General features: G+C 59.5%; 21 protein-coding genes. 8 read left to right on the top strand and 13 right to left on the bottom strand.

The genetic code is table 11. The annotated features are described in order from the left end of the window. The first annotated feature begins 50 nt into the window (after positions 1-50). The 6 genes from ACAM27_RS04455 to ACAM27_RS04430 are packed head-to-tail and all read left to right on the top strand — an operon-like array spanning position 51 to position 7,153. Positions 51-1,883 (top strand): IucA/IucC family siderophore biosynthesis protein, encoded by a 1,833-nt coding sequence (locus ACAM27_RS04455; RefSeq protein ID WP_114433732.1) that lies wholly within the window; start codon positions 51-53, stop codon positions 1,881-1,883. A gap of 25 nt (positions 1,884-1,908) precedes the next feature. Further along, the gene (locus ACAM27_RS04450; RefSeq protein WP_369612619.1) at positions 1,909-3,672 is read left to right on the top strand and encodes an IucA/IucC family siderophore biosynthesis protein; all 1,764 of its coding nucleotides are present in this window, start codon (positions 1,909-1,911) and stop codon (positions 3,670-3,672) included. A gap of 34 nt (positions 3,673-3,706) precedes the next feature. Continuing rightward, positions 3,707-5,008 (top strand): AMP-binding protein, encoded by a 1,302-nt coding sequence (locus tag ACAM27_RS04445; protein WP_369612618.1) that lies wholly within the window; start codon positions 3,707-3,709, stop codon positions 5,006-5,008. Beyond that, on the top strand, positions 5,005-5,274 hold the full coding sequence (locus tag ACAM27_RS04440) for a phosphopantetheine-binding protein (RefSeq protein ID WP_014422799.1): 270 nt from the start codon (positions 5,005-5,007) through the stop codon (positions 5,272-5,274). Before ACAM27_RS04445 ends, ACAM27_RS04440 begins: the two co-directional genes overlap by 4 nt. Next, a complete protein-coding gene (locus ACAM27_RS04435) occupies positions 5,271-6,281 on the top strand; it encodes a DUF6005 family protein (RefSeq protein WP_369612617.1) in 1,011 nt (336 codons plus the stop codon). Before ACAM27_RS04440 ends, ACAM27_RS04435 begins: the two co-directional genes overlap by 4 nt. Then, the gene (locus tag ACAM27_RS04430) at positions 6,278-7,153 is read left to right on the top strand and encodes a sugar phosphate isomerase/epimerase (protein WP_222448579.1); all 876 of its coding nucleotides are present in this window, start codon (positions 6,278-6,280) and stop codon (positions 7,151-7,153) included. Before ACAM27_RS04435 ends, ACAM27_RS04430 begins: the two co-directional genes overlap by 4 nt. On the opposite strand, the gene ACAM27_RS04425 is transcribed toward ACAM27_RS04430, so the two are convergent. From ACAM27_RS04425 to ACAM27_RS04375, 11 genes are all read right to left on the bottom strand, one after another. After that, positions 7,129-7,419 (bottom strand): DUF2218 domain-containing protein, encoded by a 291-nt coding sequence (locus tag ACAM27_RS04425; protein WP_222448578.1) that lies wholly within the window; start codon positions 7,417-7,419, stop codon positions 7,129-7,131. The two genes, ACAM27_RS04430 and ACAM27_RS04425, sit on opposite strands and share 25 nt — an antisense overlap. A 23-nt stretch (positions 7,420-7,442) precedes the next feature. After that, complete coding sequence (locus ACAM27_RS04420; protein WP_014422803.1) at positions 7,443-8,228, bottom strand: ABC transporter ATP-binding protein; 786 nt, start codon at positions 8,226-8,228, stop codon at positions 7,443-7,445. After that, positions 8,225-9,322 (bottom strand): iron ABC transporter permease, encoded by a 1,098-nt coding sequence (locus ACAM27_RS04415; protein WP_022993157.1) that lies wholly within the window; start codon positions 9,320-9,322, stop codon positions 8,225-8,227. Before ACAM27_RS04415 ends, ACAM27_RS04420 begins: the two co-directional genes overlap by 4 nt. Then, positions 9,319-10,467, bottom strand: a complete 1,149-nt coding sequence (locus ACAM27_RS04410) for an iron ABC transporter substrate-binding protein (protein WP_369612616.1) — start codon at positions 10,465-10,467, stop codon at positions 9,319-9,321. Before ACAM27_RS04410 ends, ACAM27_RS04415 begins: the two co-directional genes overlap by 4 nt. A gap of 8 nt (positions 10,468-10,475) precedes the next feature. Then, complete coding sequence (locus ACAM27_RS04405) at positions 10,476-12,449, bottom strand: TonB-dependent receptor domain-containing protein (RefSeq protein ID WP_369612615.1); 1,974 nt, start codon at positions 12,447-12,449, stop codon at positions 10,476-10,478. A gap of 87 nt (positions 12,450-12,536) precedes the next feature. Beyond that, positions 12,537-13,886, bottom strand: a complete 1,350-nt coding sequence (locus ACAM27_RS04400; RefSeq protein ID WP_222534040.1) for a histidine kinase sensor domain-containing protein — start codon at positions 13,884-13,886, stop codon at positions 12,537-12,539. After that, on the bottom strand, positions 13,883-14,587 hold the full coding sequence (locus ACAM27_RS04395; protein ID WP_222534041.1) for a response regulator transcription factor: 705 nt from the start codon (positions 14,585-14,587) through the stop codon (positions 13,883-13,885). The genes ACAM27_RS04400 and ACAM27_RS04395 overlap by 4 nt, the downstream gene beginning before the upstream one ends. 70 nt (positions 14,588-14,657) lie before the next feature. Then, entirely contained in the window at positions 14,658-15,275 is a 618-nt protein-coding gene (locus tag ACAM27_RS04390; RefSeq protein ID WP_222534042.1) for a DUF4202 domain-containing protein, read from the bottom strand. A 109-nt stretch (positions 15,276-15,384) separates the two neighbouring features. Then, a complete protein-coding gene (locus ACAM27_RS04385) occupies positions 15,385-16,002 on the bottom strand; it encodes a glutathione S-transferase family protein (protein ID WP_222534043.1) in 618 nt (205 codons plus the stop codon). Between the two features lie 77 nt (positions 16,003-16,079). Beyond that, positions 16,080-16,817 carry an alpha/beta fold hydrolase gene (locus ACAM27_RS04380; RefSeq protein ID WP_222534044.1) on the bottom strand — a complete coding sequence of 246 codons (738 nt, stop codon included), beginning with the start codon at positions 16,815-16,817 and terminating at the stop codon, positions 16,080-16,082. 1 nt (position 16,818) lies between these two features. Then, entirely contained in the window at positions 16,819-17,919 is a 1,101-nt protein-coding gene (locus tag ACAM27_RS04375) for a M14 family zinc carboxypeptidase (RefSeq protein ID WP_041656518.1), read from the bottom strand. Between the two features lie 144 nt (positions 17,920-18,063). Between ACAM27_RS04375 and ACAM27_RS04370 the strand changes: the two genes are divergently transcribed. Further along, positions 18,064-18,897, top strand: a complete 834-nt coding sequence (locus ACAM27_RS04370; RefSeq protein WP_011786950.1) for an ABC transporter substrate-binding protein — start codon at positions 18,064-18,066, stop codon at positions 18,895-18,897. Here ACAM27_RS04370 and ACAM27_RS04365 read toward each other — a convergent pair. After that, the gene (locus ACAM27_RS04365; protein WP_011786951.1) at positions 18,873-19,850 is read right to left on the bottom strand and encodes an META domain-containing protein; all 978 of its coding nucleotides are present in this window, start codon (positions 19,848-19,850) and stop codon (positions 18,873-18,875) included. The genes ACAM27_RS04370 and ACAM27_RS04365 overlap by 25 nt on opposite strands. Positions 19,851-19,979: 129 nt before the next feature. Next, complete coding sequence (locus ACAM27_RS04360; protein WP_011786952.1) at positions 19,980-20,417, bottom strand: META domain-containing protein; 438 nt, start codon at positions 20,415-20,417, stop codon at positions 19,980-19,982. Between the two features lie 109 nt (positions 20,418-20,526). Between ACAM27_RS04360 and ACAM27_RS04355 the strand changes: the two genes are divergently transcribed. After that, positions 20,527-21,264 carry a glutathione S-transferase family protein gene (locus tag ACAM27_RS04355; RefSeq protein ID WP_011786953.1) on the top strand — a complete coding sequence of 246 codons (738 nt, stop codon included), beginning with the start codon at positions 20,527-20,529 and terminating at the stop codon, positions 21,262-21,264. The last annotated feature ends 109 nt before the right edge of the window (positions 21,265-21,373 follow it).

Here is a 21,373-nt window from a genome sequence, read left to right as displayed (position 1 = left end):
ACAGATTCTCATTTAGATTTACTCCAAATTCAGGAATTTGGAGCGTCGACATGGGACCGTCTGCCCGGGCAATTGCCGAACAGGCAAGTTTTCAGGCTTTCCTGCATGGTTACCTTCAGGAAGTTGATCCCGGCGACTGGCAGACCGCCAGCCAGCGCACCCAGGATCCGACAGGCCGATTTTCGGGGCCCTGGGTATGCGAACTGACTCTGAACAGCCAGCGCTCCCGCCTGGCCATCGACATTCTCTACCGCTCGGCTCTGGGCCGACACCGCTACGGCAAGGTACGTCAGTGGCTCAGCGGTCGTCATTGCTGGGCCGACATCGACCCTTTTCAGGCAATGTGTCTGTTGGCCCGTGAACTCTATGCATTATCCGGCGGCATGGTGCCCGAGCTCCGAAAACTCCGGGAACTGGAATTCCTGCATCGGCTCACTGACAGCTACGGGGTCATGGTCCGTTACGTCGAACACAGACGCAACGATTCGCGGCTTCTGGCCAACCGGTTTATCGATTCAGAACAGTCTCTGTTGTTCGGACACACTGCCCATCCCACCCCCAAGAGCCGCCAGGGGATGTCGGAATGGCAGCAGCATGCCTACGCGCCGGAGCTGACCGGGCGCTTTCAGCTGCACTACTTTCTGGTTCATCGGAATTGCGTTCTGGAGGATTCTGATGGGCCTTTACCAGCCAGTGCCATGGCCGAATCTCTGTTGCAAGACAGTCAAGCCTCCCTGAACCTGCCGGACAACCATGCCCTGATTCCGGCCCACCCTCTGCAGGCTCAGTGGTTGATGACGCAACCCGGGGTGCTGGACGCCATCGCCCAGGGGTTGATTCACCCCCTGGGTGCGCTTGGTCCGGAATTTTCCGCGACGTCATCGGTACGCACTGTCTACTGCGAGCAAGCCGAATGGATGCTGAAGTTCTCCATTCCAGTCAAGGTGACCAACTCGCTGCGGGTCAACAAGGCCCACGAGCTGAAAGCGGGGGTGGTTATGTCCCGGCTGCTCCGGCAAACCGGTTTTGGCGAGGCGGAGCCCGGCTTCCGGATCCTTCAGGACCCGGCCTATCTGACCGTCATGCTACCCGGGCTGACCGAAAGCGGCTTTGAAGTGATTTTCCGGAACAACCCTTTCCCGCCGGGGCAGGACCAGGGGGTGATCAGCATTGCCGCCCTGACCCAGGATCCCCTGCCGGGCCGGAATTCCCGGTTACTGGATCTGATCGAGGGCCTGGCATTGAACGAGAACCGCAGCCTCACAGCCGTCAGCCGGGACTGGTTCCAGCAGTATCTATCATGCGCGATTGGCCCGGCACTGCGGCTTTATGATGAGCACGGCATTGCCCTGGAAGCCCATCAGCAGAACAGTCTGCTGGATGTCAGCGGGGGCTATCCACGCTGTTACTACTACCGGGACAATCAGGGTTACTACCTCTCGGAGAGCTTGCGCGGGCCACTCACAGAGCAATGCACCAACCTTAAAGAAACCCCGGAGTTGTTCTACCGGGACGCCATGATCCGCGACAGGTTCTGCTACTACCTGATCGTAAATCAGCTGTTTTCAGTAATTGCCCGCTTTGGCATTGACGACCTGATACCGGAAACCCTGTTGATCCAGCAATTCCGACATTTTCTACATGCCGAGCACAGCCGGCTTCATGGCCCGGCACAGGCGCTCGTCAAGTCGTTACTGGAAGACAGCCGTCTACCCTACAAAGGCAATCTGCTGACCCGGGTCAACGATGTTGACGAGCTGAATGCAGAGCTGGAGATGGCAGTCTACACCAGTATTGCCAACCCACTCCGCGGCGATACCCGGGCAACACCGAAAGGCAGCACCGCCGTCCCGGCAGTCGAGGTAAGCCATGGTGTTGCCTGAACCGAGAGCCTTATCCAAAGCCCCCATGGCAGGACTGCAACCGGTGAACGCCCTGAGCGAGTTACCGGCCCAACGGGTGCTGCGGCAGCTGCTTGAAGCCCTGATGTTTGAAGGGGTGATTGCGTACCATCCGGGCGATTGCAACCGCACCGGATGGCAATGGCTGAGCTTCCAGGCTGGCAATCTGCACGGACGTTGCCGAGCCCGCATTCGGGGCTTTGGCCGACTGAGACTGGACACCAGTTCCCTGACCCTGGAGCGGCACCAGAAACCGGTGTCGCTCTCGCTGACCACGCTGATTGCACAGCTTCCGGCAACGAACTCACAACAGCAATCTCTGTTAACGGAGCTGCTGGCCACGATCAGCAACAGTGAACGGCTGGACGCCCTGCGCAAGGCCCGGCATTCCGGAGACCGCCGGAACCTGCATGGCGAAGCTCTGGACAGCGCCCTGCACGAAGGCCACCCCTACCATCCCTGTTTCAAGAGCCGACTCGGATTCCAGGGCGATGATCTGGTGCACTATAGCCCGGAAACCAGCACCGGATTCAGACTCCATTGGGTGGCAGTTCCCCGACACAATCTGGATTCCCAGTTACCGTCTTCAGACATGGCTTTCTGGCAATCAGAACTGGGCCAGGAACAGGCTTATCTGCTGCGGGCAGCATTCCACCGGGCGGGCGTTGACTGGCAACAATATGGCGCGCTGCCAACCCACCCATGGCACTGGCAGAAACTCAGTCAGGGTCCCGAGGCCGCCCGGCTTGAGGCACTGGGCATCAAATGCCTGGGGCCTCTGGGAGACCGTTACCATCCAGGGCAGTCGCTCAGGTCTCTATTCAATGCCAGCCGGCCAGCGAAAGCCTGCGTAAAACTGCCTTTGGGTATTCACAATACCTCGTCACGCCGGAATCTGGAGCCCCATTCCGTGCCATCGGCTCCTGTCATCAGTCGTTGGCTCGAGTCCATTGTCGGCGACGATCCACTGTTTGATACCACCTACCCGCTACGGCTGATGCCCGAATACGCCAGCCTGGGCGTTGCCGCGGGCGATGAGCAGGGAGCAGATAATTCGGGGCTTGCAGGGGAACTGGCCGCCATCTGGCGCGCCAGCATCGGCTCCCGGCTTCATGAGGGTGAGCAGGCCATCCCCTTAAATGCCCTGTTCCAGTGGCAGCCAGACGGCATGCCCTTTATTCACCCCTGGGTGGAGCACTATGGTCTGGTTCCCTGGCTGGAGGCCACGCTCAAGGCTGTCATTCTGCCAGTCTGGCATATGCTCGCTGCCCACGGCGTCGGTCTTGAGGCTCATGCCCAGAACAGCCTTCTGGTGGCGCGCAGCGGCTGGCCGAGAGCACTGATGCTTCGGGATTTCCACGACAGCGTCGAGTACGCCCGGGACTATCTGCCTCAGACTACCCCCGAACCGGACTTCGGCCCCCGGCAGGCATTCTACGATCAGGCACCGGATAACCAGTATTACCGCATGAGCAACCCGGAAGCCCTGCGCGAGCTGGTGATGGATACCCTGTTTATCTTCAATCTCAGTGAGCTCGCGCTGGTTCTGGAAGAGGCCTACGGATTTAACGAGGCGCGGTTCTGGGATCGAGTCCGGACAATCCTGACCAACTATGCACGACAACACCCGGAGCAGAGGTCCCGCCTGGATCGCCTGGGATGGGATCAACCCAACCCGCTCACCGAGTCGCTGCTGCGCAGCAAACTTCAGCCAGACATCGAGCAGCCCCGCCACCGGGTGCCTAATCCCCTGGCCCCAACGACACCCTGATGCCCTTCATTGATCACCATCACAAGAGGTTACCGTGACTGCACCTTTGTTCTATGTCGACAACATGCCTTACACGCAACCGGACTGCGACCAGATAGTCCAGTGCCTGGAGGAGCGCCCTGAATTTCAGGAGCCGGCCGGTTGCCGATTTGCGGTCTGCCTGCAGGACACCGCCCACTGGCTGGCCCTGTGCCTCTGGCTGAAACCCCTTGGCGCCAGTGTGCTGCCCATTCATTCCGGCACCCCCTATGCTGCGGCCCGAACCCTGGCCGAGAGCACGGGCTGCACCTACCTGCTGTTTGGCGAGCAACTCCAGGAAGTCACGCCCGAAGTCATTCGCGAGAAAGCGAAGACGGCCTGCGCCGAAGGCGGTGAGCTGATTCAGCTCAGCTCCGGCACCACGGGCAACCCCAAAACCATCACACGACCCTGGCACGACATAGAACGGGAGCTGGCCGCCTATGTTGCCCAATTCACTGAGGCCATGAGCTTGACACCGGTGGTCGCATGCCCGGTGACGCACTCCTACGGTCTGATCTGTGGTGTGCTGGCAGCCCTGCAGCGGGGGATTGCCCCCCAGGTGATCACCAATCTCAATCCACGTTCTATTCTTGCAAGGCTGCGCGCAGTACCCGAGCATCTGCTCTATGCCTCTCCGACCCTGGTCAGCTTGCTGATACGGATGCTGCCTGAAAACCAAAGTCTGCACAGCGTCATGCTGTCCGGGGCGCCCCTGCCCGCCCCCGTGCTGGACCAGCTTCGAAACCGCTGCCTGCGCGTTTGCCAGCAATATGGCTGTTCGGAAGCCGGCTGCGTGGCGCTGAGCCCGGACGTGACTGAGCCTGGCCAACTCGGCCTGCCGTTATCGCATGTGTCAGTGCAGGCCGGGGGCTCCCCAGGGCAACCGGATGAAATCCTGATCACGGTTAAAGCCACCGGACAGCGCATTCACAGCAGGGATCTGGGCTATTTCGACCAGCAGGGTCAGCTGCATTTCCTGGCCCGTTCCGATGACACCATCAACGTTGCCGGCATCAATGTCTATCCGGGGGCCGTGGAAGACGTGTTTCTTGGCTATCCCGGGATTCGAGAGGCGGTGGCCTTCAAGCAACCGGATACCTTTGCCGGTGAGCGGGTTTGCCTGCGCTTTGTAGCAGACTCAGAAATAGACACCGACCAGCTGCGGCAATGGAGCCGGGGCCAACTGTCACCGCACCAGGTGCCATCACTGATCGAACAGGTGGAAAGCATCAGCCGGTTCCCGAACGGCAAGGTCAGTCGCCGGCTGTTAACTGAATCCCTCAACCACAAAGATCAGCGGGAGGTGCCGGCATGAGTTCAGCCACTCCCACCCGCGAAGCCATTGAAGCGGTGATTCGAAGCCATCTGCCCAACGCCCGGCTTTCGGCGTTCTCAGCGACTGCCCGCCTCAACGCCGATCTGGCTATTGACTCGATTATGCTGTTGCAGCTGATCGTACACCTGGAACTGGAATACGGCCTGCATATACCTGAAGAAGCGCTGCTGACCCATCAGCTCGAGACCGTTGAGGACCTGGAAGCGCTATTGGTCGCCACAGGCAACCCGGAGGTTTCCCTGTGATCAAAGTGCACTGTTTTGTCAGCTGTGTCTGCGAGATCATCAAACGCACCCCCGGTGTGGACCACCGCCCCTTCTACTTTGGCGTATGGGATGCGGACTTCTCGGTCAATGAGGAGCAGGTTCTGTCCTACCACTCGCCCCATACCCGGCACGACCAGTTCCGGGAGTGGTACCGGCTACTGTACGGCGTCACCATTGAATCCTGGTATAACCACCAGCAATCGAAAGAGGCCAACATCGACCGGCTGATTGAACTGCTGGAAACGCGCCCTTCCGATCGTCAGGTCATGGTCATGCTGGACCTTTACCGACTTCCAGAACGGGAAAACAAATTCCACCAGAACCCGTTTCCCCACTACGTGATGTTGGAAGCCACGGAAGATCCGGAGCAGTGGTTCATGTCGGACCCGGATTTTCGCTGGGAGGGTGTGCTGCCCAAAGACCGGATTCTGGAATCGGTCCGCTCCCCGGCCGCTGCCGGTGGCTTCTGTTTCGATGGCCTGGACATCCGGCATACGCCCGCGGAGACGGTAGCCGCTTATTTCGCCCAGTGCATGAAAGCGGAGACCAATCCGTTTACCGATGCCTTGCGGCAGATTCTGCACGCCCATATCGGTCCCGACGCCAGGCAACCACTGGCAAACCTGCCCCGGGCATTCAGGGAGATTCCAGTAATGGCGATTCGCAAGTACGCCTACGAGCACGCCTTTGCCTGGCTGCTGGAGGATCAGGGCCGCACCGCCGAGGGCGATCCGTGGTTCGAAGCGCTGTGCGAGGACATTGACCGGCTGGTGAAAACTTACACCCAGATCCAGTACCGGGCGCTGAAACTGGTGATGTCCGGTAACGCTGCCCTGCTGTCCGGGATCGAGCAGTTGCTGGACGAGCAGGATCAGCGAGAGTTCGCCATCAAGGACAGCCTGCAGGGCCTGTTTGCAGAATGGCAGCAGCAACACCCCGACCTCACGGTCAACACCCGGACGTCCGCCCTGGAGGTATTGCCATGATTCGCTTCCACCTGTGCACCATCTCGTTCCGCCACCAGTTGGTGTCGTTACCGGAACTCGCCACCTGGGCTGGCGCCACCGGCTTTGACGGTATTGAACTCTGGGGTGTGCATGCCCGGCACCTGTTACAGCAGCCCGGACTGGATGGCCGCTGGCTGAAAAGCCAGGGACTGGCCATTCCCATGGTCAGCGACTATCTGCCGCTGGACGGTAGTGAACAGGAGGCCATCCACTACACCCGCGAACTCTGCCGGCTGGCCCGACACTGGCAGGCACCCAAACTGCGAACGTTTGCCGGCCATCAGGGCAGCGCCGAGCTCGACCAGAGACAGCGCCAGGCCCGGACCCGACGTCTGCAGACGCTGACCCGTTGCGTCGCAGATGAAGGCCTGACCCTGGTGGTGGAAACACACCCCGGTACACTGGCCGATACGGTCGACTCCACGCTGACGTTGCTGACCGACGTTGATCACCCGGCCCTGGGTATCAACTTCGACGTCTTGCATGTCTGGGAAGCCGGAGCAGACCCAAAGCTGGCGTTGCAACAAATGGCGCCCTGGGTCAGACATTTTCACTTCAAGAATATCCGTCATCGGGATCAGCTCGGCGTATTTGCTCCGGCTAATGTCTACTCACCGGCCGGTTCCCGGCAGGGAATGGTGCCTGTGCTGGACGGTGCCTGTGACTACCGGCCGCTACTGGACACCCTGGCCGGCTGGCAGCAGTCGCAAACCCATCCGGCCCCACTGGACATTTCCCTGGAGTGGTTCGGCCCGGACAGCTACCGGGTGCTATGCAGCGATCTTCACCAGTTGCGGCAAAACGTTCGCCAGAACCACCCGCAATCTCAGGCGCTGGCCGTCTGCCAGTGAACCTCATCCACCTCATCGCCGGCAAAGCGAATGAGGTGGGAAGCCACCACCTGGCCCAACTCCTCCAGCTCCGTTCCGGTGGGTGACTGGCAGCGCATCAGCAGCTCCCGGTTTGCGGCTTCGAGCCAGCATTCACCAATGGAGAAAGCCAGCCTGCCATCGGTTGCGGTCCACTCAGCCTCAATCTTGTGGCGAAAGTGTTTGCAGAGGCGATTGATCAGGCGACCGGGATCGGTGGTGGCGACTCGGGCATTCATGGTTGGCATGGCAGACTCCTTACCTTAATGGGTCAGTTAACACTGGCAGATAGCGGACGATCCGCCAGCACAATGGGGTGTCCCCGGGAGCATCGCTCGATGCGGGCCTCGATACCATAGGTTCTGGCCAACAATTCCGGCGTCAGCACCTGTGCCGGTGTGCCCAGCACGGCCTGGCCCCCCGGGGACAGAACCAGAATCTGGTCGCAATAGCGCAGGGCCAGATTGAGATCATGGCTGGCCACCAGAGCAATGGCGCCGGTCCGGCTGGTGGCATCACGTACCGCGTTGAGCACATTCAGCTGCCAGTGCAAGTCCAGGGCACTGGTGGGCTCATCCAGCAGCATCAATGGCGTCTGACGTACCAGTACCTGAGCCAGCCCCACCATCTGGCGCTGACCACCAGACATTTCCGACAGCCGCCGAAGCGCCAGTTGCCGGATACCCAGGGTGTCGAAAACCTCTTCAATCGCCAGCTCGGTTTCTTCCCGGGACCAGTCACCGCGGGCGGAGCGACAGGCACTGAATACGGTTTCATAGGCCACCAACGGAATGGCCTGGGGCAGTGGTTGCGGCAGGTAACCGACACGACGAATACGATGGTGGGCCGTCATCGCCGCAAGGTTTTCCCCGGCAAAGGTCATGGTGCCGGCAATCGGCAGCAGGCCAGCAATGGATTTCAGCAGCGTGGATTTACCCACGGCGTTAGGGCCAACCACGGCCACCAGTGAGCCCGCGGGTATCTCCGGCAGGGTAAGCCCTGTGAACACGGATCGATTCCGGTAACCGGCGGTGACGGATTGCAGCTTCAGGGTCACAATGCGGCCCTCCTGCTGCGGCCGATGATCAGGGTAATGAACAGCGGGATACCTACCAGGGCGGTCACAATCCCCACCGGCAATACCACTCCCGGCACCAGTAACTTGCTGGCGATAGATGACAACGACAGCAGAACGGCCCCGGCCAGGGCACTGCCCGGCAACAGAAAGCGATGATCTTCACCCAGCATCAAACGGGCGATGTGGGGCGCCACCAAGCCGATAAACCCGATTTCGCCAACGAAACACATGGCCGCCGCGGTCAAAAGGCTCACCCGCATCAGCACCACCAGGCGCATGCGCTCCACCCGGATACCCAGGCTTCGGGCCTGCTCCTCACCACTGCGCAACAAGGTCATGGCCCAGGCATTGCGAAGGGAAAACGGCAGGCACAGCGCAAGCACCAGGGCGACAATGGCCACTTTGTCCAGACTGGCCCGAGCCAGGCTACCCATGGTCCAGAACACAATCTGCTGAACCGACTCGGCATCGGCCATGAACTGGATCAGGCCCACCACTGCGTTGATGCCGAATAACAGGGCAATCCCAAACAGCACCACCGCATGCACCGAGGCCCCCAGAGTGCGTGACAATACCAGAATCAGCAGCGAGGCGGCTGCGGCAAATACAAACGCAGACAGGGGCAGCAATACATGGGCCGCCAATCCCAATACCGAGATATTGAAGGCAATCACCAGGGACGCCCCCAGAGTGGCAGCCGCACCGACGCCCAGGGTAAACGGGCTGGCCAGCGGATTATTCAGTACCGTCTGCATCTCCGCCCCGGCAAGGCCAAGGCAAGCGCCGACCACCACCGCCATCAACGCGTATGGCAGTCGGATATCCTCAATGATCACGCGGGTGCCGGCATCGATACCCTCAGGGTTGAGTAGTCCTCTGAACACATCCATCAATCCCAACATCGACGGCCCGCTGGCAATATCCACCAGCAGTGCCGTCATCGCCGCGAGGGTCAACCCTCCCAGGCATAACACCCGGCGCCAGACAAAACGCCGATAGTCATCGGCCAGCGAGGACGCCCTGGTGTCAGACGATTTCAGCCCTGCATCTTGCCTATACTGCACAGGCGTCATTTCTGGGCCTCCCCGGCTGTCACCCAATAGACTCCGTCAAGCGGCACTGGCTGGAATCGCCGGTAGAATTCCGCCAGGGTCGCATCTGGATCCAGCTCACCAAACGCTGCCGGATGGAACCACCGGGCCAGAGCCTGGACCGCCACCACATTCATGGGCGTGTTGTAGAAGTGGTGCCAGATAGCCATGGCCCTCCCCTCTCGAATGGGTTTTACCGCTCGCAGCCCCGGACGATCGGTGGCCCGGAGAAGGGATGCCCTGGCCGTCTGCTCATCAATACCGGCCCCGAGCATCACGTATGCGTGGTCGGTTTCGGACGCCTGATACCGTCGGGAGCCAATGGCCGTGGCTACGTAACGCCGGGGCGGCTCACTGATCAGATATTCCAGATTGAGCACACCACTGACCCCGGGAACCCGGCCTTGCGCCACATTCTTACCGCCAGCAGCCTCGATGAAGTGCCCCATCATCCCCTCCACCATGGTCTCACAGCAGTTGTCATGCCGACCCAGACGACTGTGCAGGAACACGCTGGGCCAGTCGCTTCGCGGAATCTCGGCCACCACGCCGGTAACCCGGGCAAGCTGTTGCTGGTAGAACCGGTTGAAGACCTCGGCCTCATCCTGACGCCCGAGAACTTCGCCCAGAACAGCCATGCTCCTGGGTGTATTGACCAGAGGATCCTGCCGAAAATCGATAAACACCACTGCCACGCCCGCTCGCTGAAGGCTATCAATCAGTGCCCGGTTATGGGCACCGGGACCGTGGCCCGCGAGACTGAAGATGGCCAGGTCGGCCCCCATGGCAAGCACACTTTCCAGACTGAAACTGTCAGCCGAGGTGTGCCCCACCCGGGGAATATCCGCCAGTGACGGGAAAGCTTTCAGATACTGCGCATAGCCGCCCGGATCCGTCATTTCGAAATCCGGTAACAGCCCCGCAAGACGGTCAGGCAGGTGCTCTCCCTCCAGTATGGCAAGCGCGGGAATGTAGCGACTCTCTCCCAGGATCACTCGCTCGACACGGTCCGGCAGCTTTACCGTCCGCCCCGCCAGATCGGTAACCGTGTCCGCCGCCAGGGAGAGCTCAGCCAGTAAACAGAAAACGCCGCCCATCAGGGCGGCTGTGATTTGGTAACGCAACATCACGGGCCTCAGAACCGCATGGCCAGGCCAACACGGATGTCCCGCCCCGGCTCCGGCATGCCAACGATTCCCTCATAGTCCTCAATATGCTGGTAATCGGCATTGCTGGCATGAGCCAGGTACTGCTTGTCGCCGACGTTCTTGATGGTCAGACTCAGCCGCAGATCCTCATTGCCGGTGGGTAACCAGTGCAGATACAGGTCGTGCACACCGTATCCGGGCTTGTCGATGTTGCCAACAGAGGTGTCCAGATTATCGATACCCTCAACAAACCGGCCCTGCCAGCCAAACTCCAGGTTTCGATCCCAGCGGTACGCCAGGTCGGCAATCCAGGTATCTCCCATGGTGTTACCCAGCAGATTGTGCTCGTACACCGTCAACGGCTGGCCATCCACTTCGGCATCGTTACTGTGGAAGCTCAGTCCGGCGGAAAGTGCCTGCCATTGATAACCGGCCGAGATCAGGTAGCCGTCAGACTCGAGATCTCCGATGTTCTTGTAGATGGATTCCCGGAACGGCAGCAACGGATCAGCAATGGCGTCCTTGATTTCAGAACGGTATACCTCGGCCGACAGTCGGAAAGTTTCGTAGCGGTAATCAAAACCGACCTCGGTATTCCGGGCTTTTTCGCCTTCCAGATCCGGATCGTTTTCAGAACCTTCCAGCTTGAAGGAGTCCTGAGTGGTTGGCCCCCGGAAGGCTTCGGCATAACCAGCTTTCAGGGTGAGACCGTCCACCACCTCCCAGGCCAGGTTGGCATTCGGGCTGACCTCGTCTTCACTGAAGCGCTGATCATCGTTGTCCTTGAGCCGGTAGTCGTCATAACGGGCGCCGGCACTGAACAGCAGACGGCTGGTGAGCCATAGATCGCCCTGCAGGTAAACGCCCAGCACTTCACCGGTCTGTTGCTCGGCCCGCTTGTCCTCCTGATACCCCGCGTTCACCTTGTCCTCACGATAATCAACACCGTAGGTCAGGCTGTGCCCGCCAAAACGACTGGTATTACGAAGGTCGCCGCCGATGTTCCGGCTAAACCCGAAGTAACGACCCCAGCGATCCTCAACGTTCTGTTCGATGTCAGACTCGGTGTGGTATACGGTTGCCTCAAGATCCACCAGGGCATTGCCTGCAGGAGCGTATCCGTAGTTGAGGGTAGTGGTGTCCCGTCGGCCATCCAGTTCGTAAAGGCGATTGAAACTACTGACAACCCATTGTGGACGCTGGGGCCGCTCCCCCTCATCGGTACGTACTTCATGACTGAGCTTGATAGTCTGATCGGCCGGCAACTGGCCCACCAGTTTCGCAAACCCCAGCTGCTGACGGGCATCACTGCCGGCAATACGGTCGCCACTGCCATCCTTGAACGGCTCGTGGTCACTCTGGCTGACAGACACCAGAGTGCTCCAGTTATCACTCAGCCGACCAAAGGCCGTGCCACTGGCCTTGTAGCCATCGGTGTTGGAGAAAGAGCCGAATTTAACCAGGGCCCCGGCGCTTTCGCCTGGCCGCAACAAATCGTCCGGATCCTTGGTAACAAAGCGGATTGATCCGCCCAGGGCGCCTGCTCCTTCGGTGGCCCGGCCAGCCCCGGCATTGACTTCAACCTGCTTGAGCAACTCCGGCTCCACCGACAGTCGACCGGAGTGATGGAACAGTGCCCCAGCCTGGGTGGCACCATCCACGGATACGTTCAAAAGCGGGTCTTCAAAGCCTCGGACATAAACTTTCTGGGCGATGCTGTTGGACCCACCAACGCTCACGTCTGGCTGGCCCGCAAAGACGTCTTCCAGATCGTCCGCCTGGAAACGCTCTATGGTCTCTGCATCGACCACAGTATCGGCGTCCGCCTCACGGTCTGCGGTTACCTGAATAGGATCCAGGGAAACCGGCTGTGCATGAGCCAGAGGTGCTGCCATCAGCGCCAGCCAGAGGGTGTTGCGACGAAAGCGCCGGGGTTGTTTCATCGGTGAGGAATTTGCCATCACGACCGCACTCCATTATGCAAATGATTCGTATTTGGAGTGCATTCTCGATAACTTGTGTCGCGAAGTGAACCAGTTTTACATTTGTTACATCCGGACTGCAGGCAACCACAAATGCATCGCCAGACCACCGTTCCCCGCAAGATTACAGGCCCGGATTCGCCCCCCTATGGCATCCAGATGCCGGCTTGCCAGCGCTAACCCCAGGCCATGGCCAGACGGCACACTTTCCCGGATCCGTGTGGCACGGAAAAACGGCCGGAAGATCGCCTCCAGTTGCTCGGCCGGAACCCCCGGCCCGTCGTCCTCCACCGACAGCCGGTACCCACCGGCTTCCTCCTGCAGCCGTATCATTACCGTGCCACCGGCCGGCGTATACTTGCAGGCATTACGGACCACATTTTCAATGGCCTGTGCCAACGCCCGATGACTGGTACCCCGAATCTCCGCCTGTTCCGGAAGCTCGATCCTGATATGATGCTCCGGGTACTCGTAGCGGGCGTCTTCCGCAATGGTATCCACCAGATCGGTCAGATCCAGATCCTCCTGGTTGAGCTCCGGCTGCTCGTTCTCCAGCCAGGCCAGGGTCAGGGTGTCCTCCACCAGGGCGCGCATCAGATCGCACTCCCGCCGTATCCGGGGCAGGAAATGCTGGGTATCGATCCCTTCCTCTACGCAACTGATGGCCATATCAATCCGGGTCAGGGGCGTTCGCAGCTCATGGGAGAGATCGGAGATCAACCGGCGCTGGGACTGGATCAGATCGCCGATCCGCTCAGCCATCTGGTCAAAGGTCTCTGCCAGCGCCGTCAGTTCGTCATTTCTGTTACCTAGCAGAGCCCTGGCTCTGGCGCCCAGATTACCCTCACTGAACTGACGGGTTGCCAGTTCCAGCTGGCGAACGGGATTCATCAGGTGCCGGTAAATCACCAGACACAATGCCAGCAGCACCGTCAGTGGCAGGGCAGCTTTCAGGAATAGCCGCGCCTCCGGCAGGTAAGCGCCCGGCCGCATACGCTGAGGCAGGGTAATCAGGAAATGGGTATGGCCATCGGCGAAGGTAAGATCCATGATCGGGTTTTCGGTGAAATACAGATGGATCTTCCATTCCACGTTGCGTCCAAGCCGAAAACCCTCCTGAAACTGTGATGACAGTTCACTGCCAGCCAGCGGCTGTATCTCGGACCGAACCACCGCCGCCCAGGTGTTTTCGTCCTGTTGCAGTTGCTCCAGCCAACGGGCAAGGGCCTGTTCGTCGCCGGCCAGGTACAGACGCTCTGCTGTGTGCCCCCAGTCCTTCATGGTCTCCTGATGCTTGCGGGCAATAAAACTCATCTGCTGTTCAGTAGTGGTCCCCAGAAAGGAGATCACCCAGAACAACACCAGCGTTCCCAGCGCCAGGGTGCCTGACAGCTTCCACCACAAACGACGATTCACTGGAAGCAATACCCCTTGCCGTGCACTGTCTGCAGTCGGTCACCGGCAACGCCGGCCTCCACCAACTTGCGACGCACCCGGCTCAGGTGCATGTCCAGGCTCCGATCGTAGCGACTGAACTCTTTCTCCAGCACCACCTGGTAGAGATAGGGTTTGCTCAACGCTTCGCTCTGATGCAACACCAGAGTCCAGAGCAGGCGAAACTGGATGGGAGTCAGCGAGACCGGATTACCCTGAAAGCTGGCGGTCATGGCATGACGATCAAGCTTCAACTCACCGGCAGCCAGTGCGGCAGGGTCTGCGCGCTGATCGGTTTCGCCCAGGGTGCGTCGCAGCAACGCCTCAATTCGCAACAGCAATTCGGTGAAACTGAAAGGTTTTGGCACATAGTCATCGGCCCCCTGCTGATACCCCATAATGCGCTCTTGCTCGGCACCACAGGCGGTCAGCATCATGACCGGGGTCTGGCGGGTTTTACGGAGCTTCTCCAGGAATTCGAACCCGTTCATCCGTGGCAGCAGCACATCCAGAAGAATCAGATCCAGTCGCTGCCCCATGGCGGTGATCAGTGCCTGATCGCCCTCGTAGCTCTGCACCACCTGGTAGCCCCGGGACGCCAGTAATCCGGACAGCTGATCACTGAGGGACTGATCGTCTTCGACAATCAGGATTTTCGGATTTCGGTCGGCCAGTGTCGCCATGGTTTGCCATCCATTGCCAAATGATAATGCATATCATATGCAACGAATGGCAGTAGCTCAAGTGCAGGATTCACTCAGCGGGTGCGGCAAGAGCCTCCTGCAGCAACGCCAACAGGTGAGCGGGCATGCCCTCGGCCAGCTTCAGAGCGGCACTGTGGCCACGAGGTGTCATTTTTCCCCAGGTCCGGCGCACAATGCGCAGCCATTTTTCTTTGTCGTAATCCGGGTTGTCTTCAAAGAATTGTGCAAAATAGCGCTCCAGAAACACCATACACGCCACATCTTCCAGCAACTGGGTGTCTTCGTCTTCCCGCAGTTTACGCTTGGTCAGAATGGTTTCGACCCGTTCGCACTCCGCTTTCGGGTAGCCGCAAGCCGCCATGATCTCCGCTGCCCGGCGACCATGCATGCGGCCGCAGGCCTGACGCCATTGATAGTAATTCTTGCGGCCCTCACCATAGTCACTACGGGGCATGGTCCAGCGCTCGATATGCTGGGCCCGACAGGCAATCTGCATGCGTTCGGAAGGTTCCGGCTCCAGCTCAAACAGCCAGCGGGTCATGTGCAGACTGTATGCGAATTCCCTGGGAAGGGATTCACCATCTATTTCCTCGCGGTTGGGATCCTGCTGGTTTGCCTGGTCGATGGCATTAATCGCACATTCCAGATTGGCACTGTTGCTCATCATTCAATCCTTCAAGTCGCACGGCTCGCTCCTGGCGCCCCCGTGTGAACAGGGCGCGCCGTTCCATCAAGCGATACTATCAGCCGGCCGGACTTCAGGTCACCGGCAAACTTCAGACCTGCGCCGAAGGCCGCGACTTGATCCGGTCGAACCAGGCTTGCAGATGCTCCTGTTCCGGCTTGATACGGATATTGACCACCCGGGCAAAGGCTACGGTGGTGAAAGCGTTGATGTCGGCGGCGGTGAACCGGTCACAGCACAGGTATTCCTTGCCCTCGAGCTGCTTGTTCAGGAAATGCATGAATTTCTCGACGCCCAGGCCGCACTCCTCCCCCCACTCCTTGATGGGATTCATCCGATCCTTGAAATAGCCGGTGGTGTGCTGAAAGCACATGCCGGTGGGCATCATGAAATAGAATTCGATCCAGCGCAGCCACTGCTCCACCTGGGCTTTCTCCAGCGGCGATTCACCCAACAGACTGGGCGTGTCCGGATAGCTTTCCTCAAAATAGCGGCAGATGGCCATGGTTTCGGCAATGCAGATGCCGTCATCCAGTTCCAGCACCGGCACTTTCTTCATCGGGTTGCGGGCAACAAAGTCCGGGCTCAGGTTCTCCCCTTTTTCAATATCCACCTGCACCAGTTCAACCTGGTCCAGCAAGCCTTTCTCGGCCAGGAACATGCGCACTCGGCGTGGGTTGGGGGCGGTTCGGGTTTCGAAGAGTTTCATCTTGTTATTGGCTCCGTTCACTCGTTGAATTGACGCCAATGAGCGTGACCGCAAAAAACAGTTGCGTCAAGCAACCGCTATTGACCAGGCAACCACTGCTCCATCTGCCGGATGATCCACCCGGGTTCATCCAGCGGCAGGTCGTGCCCGGCATCCGGATGCAGCCGAAGCGTCCAGCACCAACGCCGTTCCAGTTCGGCGCTGCAATGCCAGTGCACAATACGGTCATCCTTGCTCGCCAGCAGCAGGGCATCTGCCATGGGCCGCTGCGGCAAGGGCTGAAACCGGGCTGCCGCCCGCAACTGATTGAACGCCGTACGATAGTTGACAGGACGCTGGCGCTGGATGCTGTACCAGGCTTTGCACAAAGACAGTGGAATCTCTCGATTGGACGTCAGGCGCAGAATATCCCGCTCCCGGTGAAACAGCTCTCGACGGGCCAGTAGCTGAGTCACGCGCGGCCAGGCCAGCGGGCGCATGCGTTTCCAGAACGGGCTGAAACCGGAACTGGTGTTGACCAGAACCAGGTGCTGCAGCTCCCCGGGTTCGGCATGCTGGGCCCAGTCAAGGGCCACCATACCGCCCATGGACAGCGCCAACAGGCTGAAAGGCCTGGGTATATGATTGACCTGTTCACAGACGCGCCTGCGAATCTCAGGGATAGTGTCAGGAGAATCCTCGCGGAACAGTGTGCCGGTACCCGGCAGATCAACGGTGTGGAACCGGTGTTCCGGAAAGGCCGAGCGAAGCTGTGCCGGGAAATCGCCCCAATGGCCCTGCTCCCGGGTAAGGCCTCTCAGAAGGATCCAGTGCATGTCATCGGCTATCCCTGTACCAGTGCATAATGGCAGCTTCCCTCAGCATGGACTCTTCATCCGCCCCCGGCAACCAGTTCTCATGACTGGCAGCGGCGTTCAACAGGAAATCAATCCACGGCATGTGACTGCGCAACACCCGTTGGTGTCGGTGCGGAACCAGTGGGTTGAAGAAGCCTTCCAGCCTAAACAGCTGACGCGGGCGTTTACGAATCCAGCGCCAGGATCCCATTTCCAGGGTGAGCGGCAGAAAAACACCCGCGCTGGTTCGGTTAACCTGTTTGTAAAAGTAGTCCCATAGATCACCATGGGTCAGATAGTGGGCAGATTGCGGCTCAAACCGGTACGTGTGATTGGGGTAAGCCTGTTCCCAGATCAGTTTGAGCGCCATGACCGAGCCAATGCGGCGCATGGGCCGGCGGCGGTAAGCGTAGGGAAACCAGATCTGATCCTGCCAGCCAAACCCGGAGTGGCAATCCAGCGCCAGACTGAATGGACGGCCCGGCAGCAGTTCCCGGATCACCGACTCGAGGGCCAGGTTCTCGGCTTCCATCCCCTGTTCGGGATCACCGGTATACCAGGGCAAGCGTGGTGAAAGCCGCTGCCCTCCCAACAGGAAGGCACTGCGATCCTGGGCCGTGATCGGCGCATTACGCATCAGATCAACCCCGTTCGGATTGCTGCGCTGGTTCAGGTACATGCCGCCCGGGTTCAGCATGGGCAGAAGCGTGATGTGCACCCGCTCCAGAAGCGCCTGTACGCTGTCATCCCAGGCCAGGCGGGCCAGAAAAGAAGACAGCCACGCCATCACCACCTGCGTGCCGATACGCTCAAGCCCATGAACTCCGCCAATCAGCATAACAACGGGCGCATCCTTGCGGTCGGTGCCCAGGTCGACCCGATAGACCGGCAGTTCAAGGTCGCGAACGTTCACCCGGGACAGTACCGAACTGGAGACACCTTCCGGCGCCTCCGCCAGTAGCCGCTCGAGCTGGATCAGCTCCGGCAGGAAAGTGCGAAGCCTTCGTTTCTGGCCTCTGTCCCGACGGGCTTGCTCCGCTGGTATCACAGCGTGGGGCGTCAATGCTTTCAGTTCGGTCATTTCAGGCTCTCTGGCAACGGCTGCTGACAGTGTGCGCCAGGAATGCTTCAGTCCGTTGACAGTGTCGAACCTGTTATTGCAAATAGTATGCAAGGGTATACTATGAAAATGCACATTCGCAGATTACCGTGACCCAGTCCGCTCATGCCCAGATTCCCGTTACTCATCCTGGCCCTGTTGATGGCCGCCTGCTCACCCGATGAGGCTACAGAACCAGGACGGCATGAAGTCACGGAAAGCGCCACGCGCCAGCAACCTGCCCCCCATCCTGATCAACACCGGATCATTCTCGCCGCCGACCCCTGGTGCCCCCATAACTGCCGGGCTGGTGCGCCGGAGGAAGGTTATATGGTGGATATTGCGCGGGAGATTTTTGCCGCATCCGGCTTTGACGTTGAGTACAGAAACTATGGCTGGGCCCGTTCCCTGAGCCTGGCCCGGGAGAACCGGATTGATGGCGTTATCGGCGCCCTGAAAGGCGACGCCCCGGACTTTGTCTTTCCGGAGCGCCCCATGGGCACCGCCCGTATCGGCTTGTACACGCATCCGGAGAGTCAATGGCAATACCGGGGGCTGGAGTCGCTTAACGGAAAAACCCTGCTGGTGATCAACGGTTACTCCTACTCTCCGGAGCTGGATCGTTATATTGCAGACTATACCGATGATCCCGAACGAGTGTGGGTCCTCTCCGGAGCAGCGCCCCTCGGGCGAGCCCTCAGACTACTGGCACAGGAACGTACCGATACCTTCGCCGAAGACCAGGCGGTCATGAGCTGGTTTTTGCGGGAGCATTCAGGATATCCACCTCCAAGACTGGCCGGGATCGCCCACCAGGCCCCCGTCTACATCGCCTTCTCGGCCGGGAATCCAAGATCGGAGGAACTGGCCAGACTACTGGATGCAGGTCTGGCCAGGCTGGCTGAAACTGGCCGTCTGGACGTGATCAAGGCGTCCTACGGGCTTTCCACCTCGGACTGAAAAGCCTTTATGGTATCGCCAGCGGGTGTTTGCAGCAGCAATTCACCATGCCGGCCGATCCGGCCATCCGTTACCTCTTCCAGCAGCTCCAGGAAACGCCTTTCCTGATTCATCAACGCCGGCGCACAGGCCATCATGGTGGTGGCCTGAAGACTGAAGGACAGCCCTTCTCCCGTCAGGTTATTACTTCCCATATAGCGATTACAGGAAGCCCGGCCAGCTACCCGGTTGTCCGCCAGAAACCTCAGGGTCATTCTGGAGCGGTCAATAATGCCAGCACCGGCAAGGTCTTCCACCACCCATTCGGCACCCCGGAACAGCCGCTGACGATCCCCGCCACAACCCTCAAACGTCTCATCGCCGAGTGTCAGACGCACCTGAGCCGGATACTGAGCACCGGCCATCTGGTCTTCACACAACTGATGAGCGATCCGCACTTCCATCCGCTCGTCACCCAGCGTGGCTTCATAGGCGCGACCATGACGATTGGCAAGAATCTCGTTCAGGCGGATATCTTCGGTGACTTGCTGGTCGTAAGGACGGGTCAGCCGCATCTGGCCATTCTCGATGACAACAGACCAGAACGGTTCCGTGCCTATCCCACGAAACGAGGATTCAATGGCGCCCGGCTCCAGGCACTCGGGAAGCGTCTCGCCACGCAGGCTCAGCGTTGCCCGCTCCCCCTTGCTCCAGAACCGGGTATCCGGGTCGCCGGGCGCGACAAACAAGGCGCCGGAGGCGCTCTCGGCCGGCTTGAGCAGAACCCGGCGATTCAGGTATTCCAGCCCTACCAGTTCGTCGTCACCGGAGCTGGTGACCGTAACTTCGAGCTGGCCACACTGGTAACGGCCAAACTCCGACAGGCCCGTTTTCGTCGGGCTGGAGGCACAGGCACTGATCAGGGCGCCGGCAAGAACCACGACAGACAGCGATACACCTTGTCGCAAAAACATGAACACATCCTCTGTTGTTCCAGACTACAAGTCGCCATTGTAGAGATTCCATCCTGGATTCACCACGATCGAGGCAAAGCGCTGAGGCAGAAGCGTATCTGTGTCACGTCATCGCCAAGGCGACCGGAACTACTCCTGTTCAGCGGCTGGCGAGGCCAGGATGGTAACGCCCTGCCCGGTCTCAAGCACCAGACGGCCATCTGCGGCGAACTGATACCCGTGAACGTCGCCCAGCAGTTTCAGAAACCGGTTTTCCTGCTGCATCAGGGTCTCGGGGCAGGCCATTCGCGTCGCGGCCATCTGGGAAAACACCAGTTCTTGACCCTGAATGTGCCAGCCTCCGTTGTAACGGTTGCAGGACGATGAGCCAAACACCCGCCCTTCATCGGTGAACCCGATGGTAACCTCACTACCCTCAAGCACCGGCTCACCATCAATCTCTTCCACCAACCACTGGCTACCGGCCAGCGACCCGGGCTTTCCACCCTCTTTCTCGGCATTGAGGGAGCAGCCCCAGAGCGACCCGGTAATCAGCAACATCGCCATTACATTCTTTGCAAGACTCATATAACCCCCTGATAGATAGTGAGATAACCGATACATTCTACGCCTGCCGTCTTGGGAATTCGCATACAGAAAGGTTAATCTTGAGTTACCAGACATCCGGAGCAACACCATGGCGATCAAACTCTATCAGTTCTGCATTTCGCACTACTGCGAAAAGGCGCGTTGGGCCCTGGACTACAAGGGCATCAACTATCAGACCGTCAACCTGCTCCCGGGCCAGCATGTAAACACCATTCGCAAACTGACCAGGGCCGAGTCGTCTGTACCGGTACTCGAACACGACGGCCAGATCATCCAGGGCTCCGGACATATCCTGGATTACCTCGACAAGGTCTTTCCAGACAAGCCCTTATTGCCGGCGGATCCAGACCTTCAGGCCAGGGTTCTTGAATGGGAACAGAAGCTGGACGAACAGGTCGGCCCCGCTCTGCGCACCTGGGTGTACCACTATTTTCTGCAACGCCCGAGAGTCGTGGTACCCATGCTGGCAGCGGGCACACCATTCTATGGTCGTATCCTGCTCAGCCTGGCCTTCAGCCGGGTTGATGAGATCATGCGCAAGTGGATGAAGATCAACCAGAAAACCGCCGATACCTCACAGGCAACCCTCGAGGCTCTGGTTAAAGAACTGGCCGAGATCTATCAGCAACGTCCGTTCCTGGTAGGCGATCAGTTTACCCGCGCCGATCTCACTGCCTGCTCGCTGCTGGCGCCGTTGTTCCAGCCGCCCGAGTACCCGGTGCCATGGCCAAAGCCGGGCAGGGTTCCGAAGCCTGTGCAGGCCTGGCTATCCGAATGGCAGACTGCCATCGATCCCATCGCCGCGGTGTATCGTCAGAACCGGTGACGCTGGCCAGGCGGTGGCGGAATAGGCCAGCAACCCTGGCGCAATAGGACATCGCCTTTAGCCGACGCTGTGCGATGATGACTCCCAACAAAAATAATTTGGGGAGCAG

Source organism: Marinobacter sp. RI1 (genome assembly GCF_041155085.1).
Taxonomy (GTDB): Bacteria; Pseudomonadota; Gammaproteobacteria; order Pseudomonadales; family Oleiphilaceae; genus Marinobacter; species Marinobacter nauticus.
This window is presented reverse-complemented; position numbering and strand designations above follow the sequence as displayed.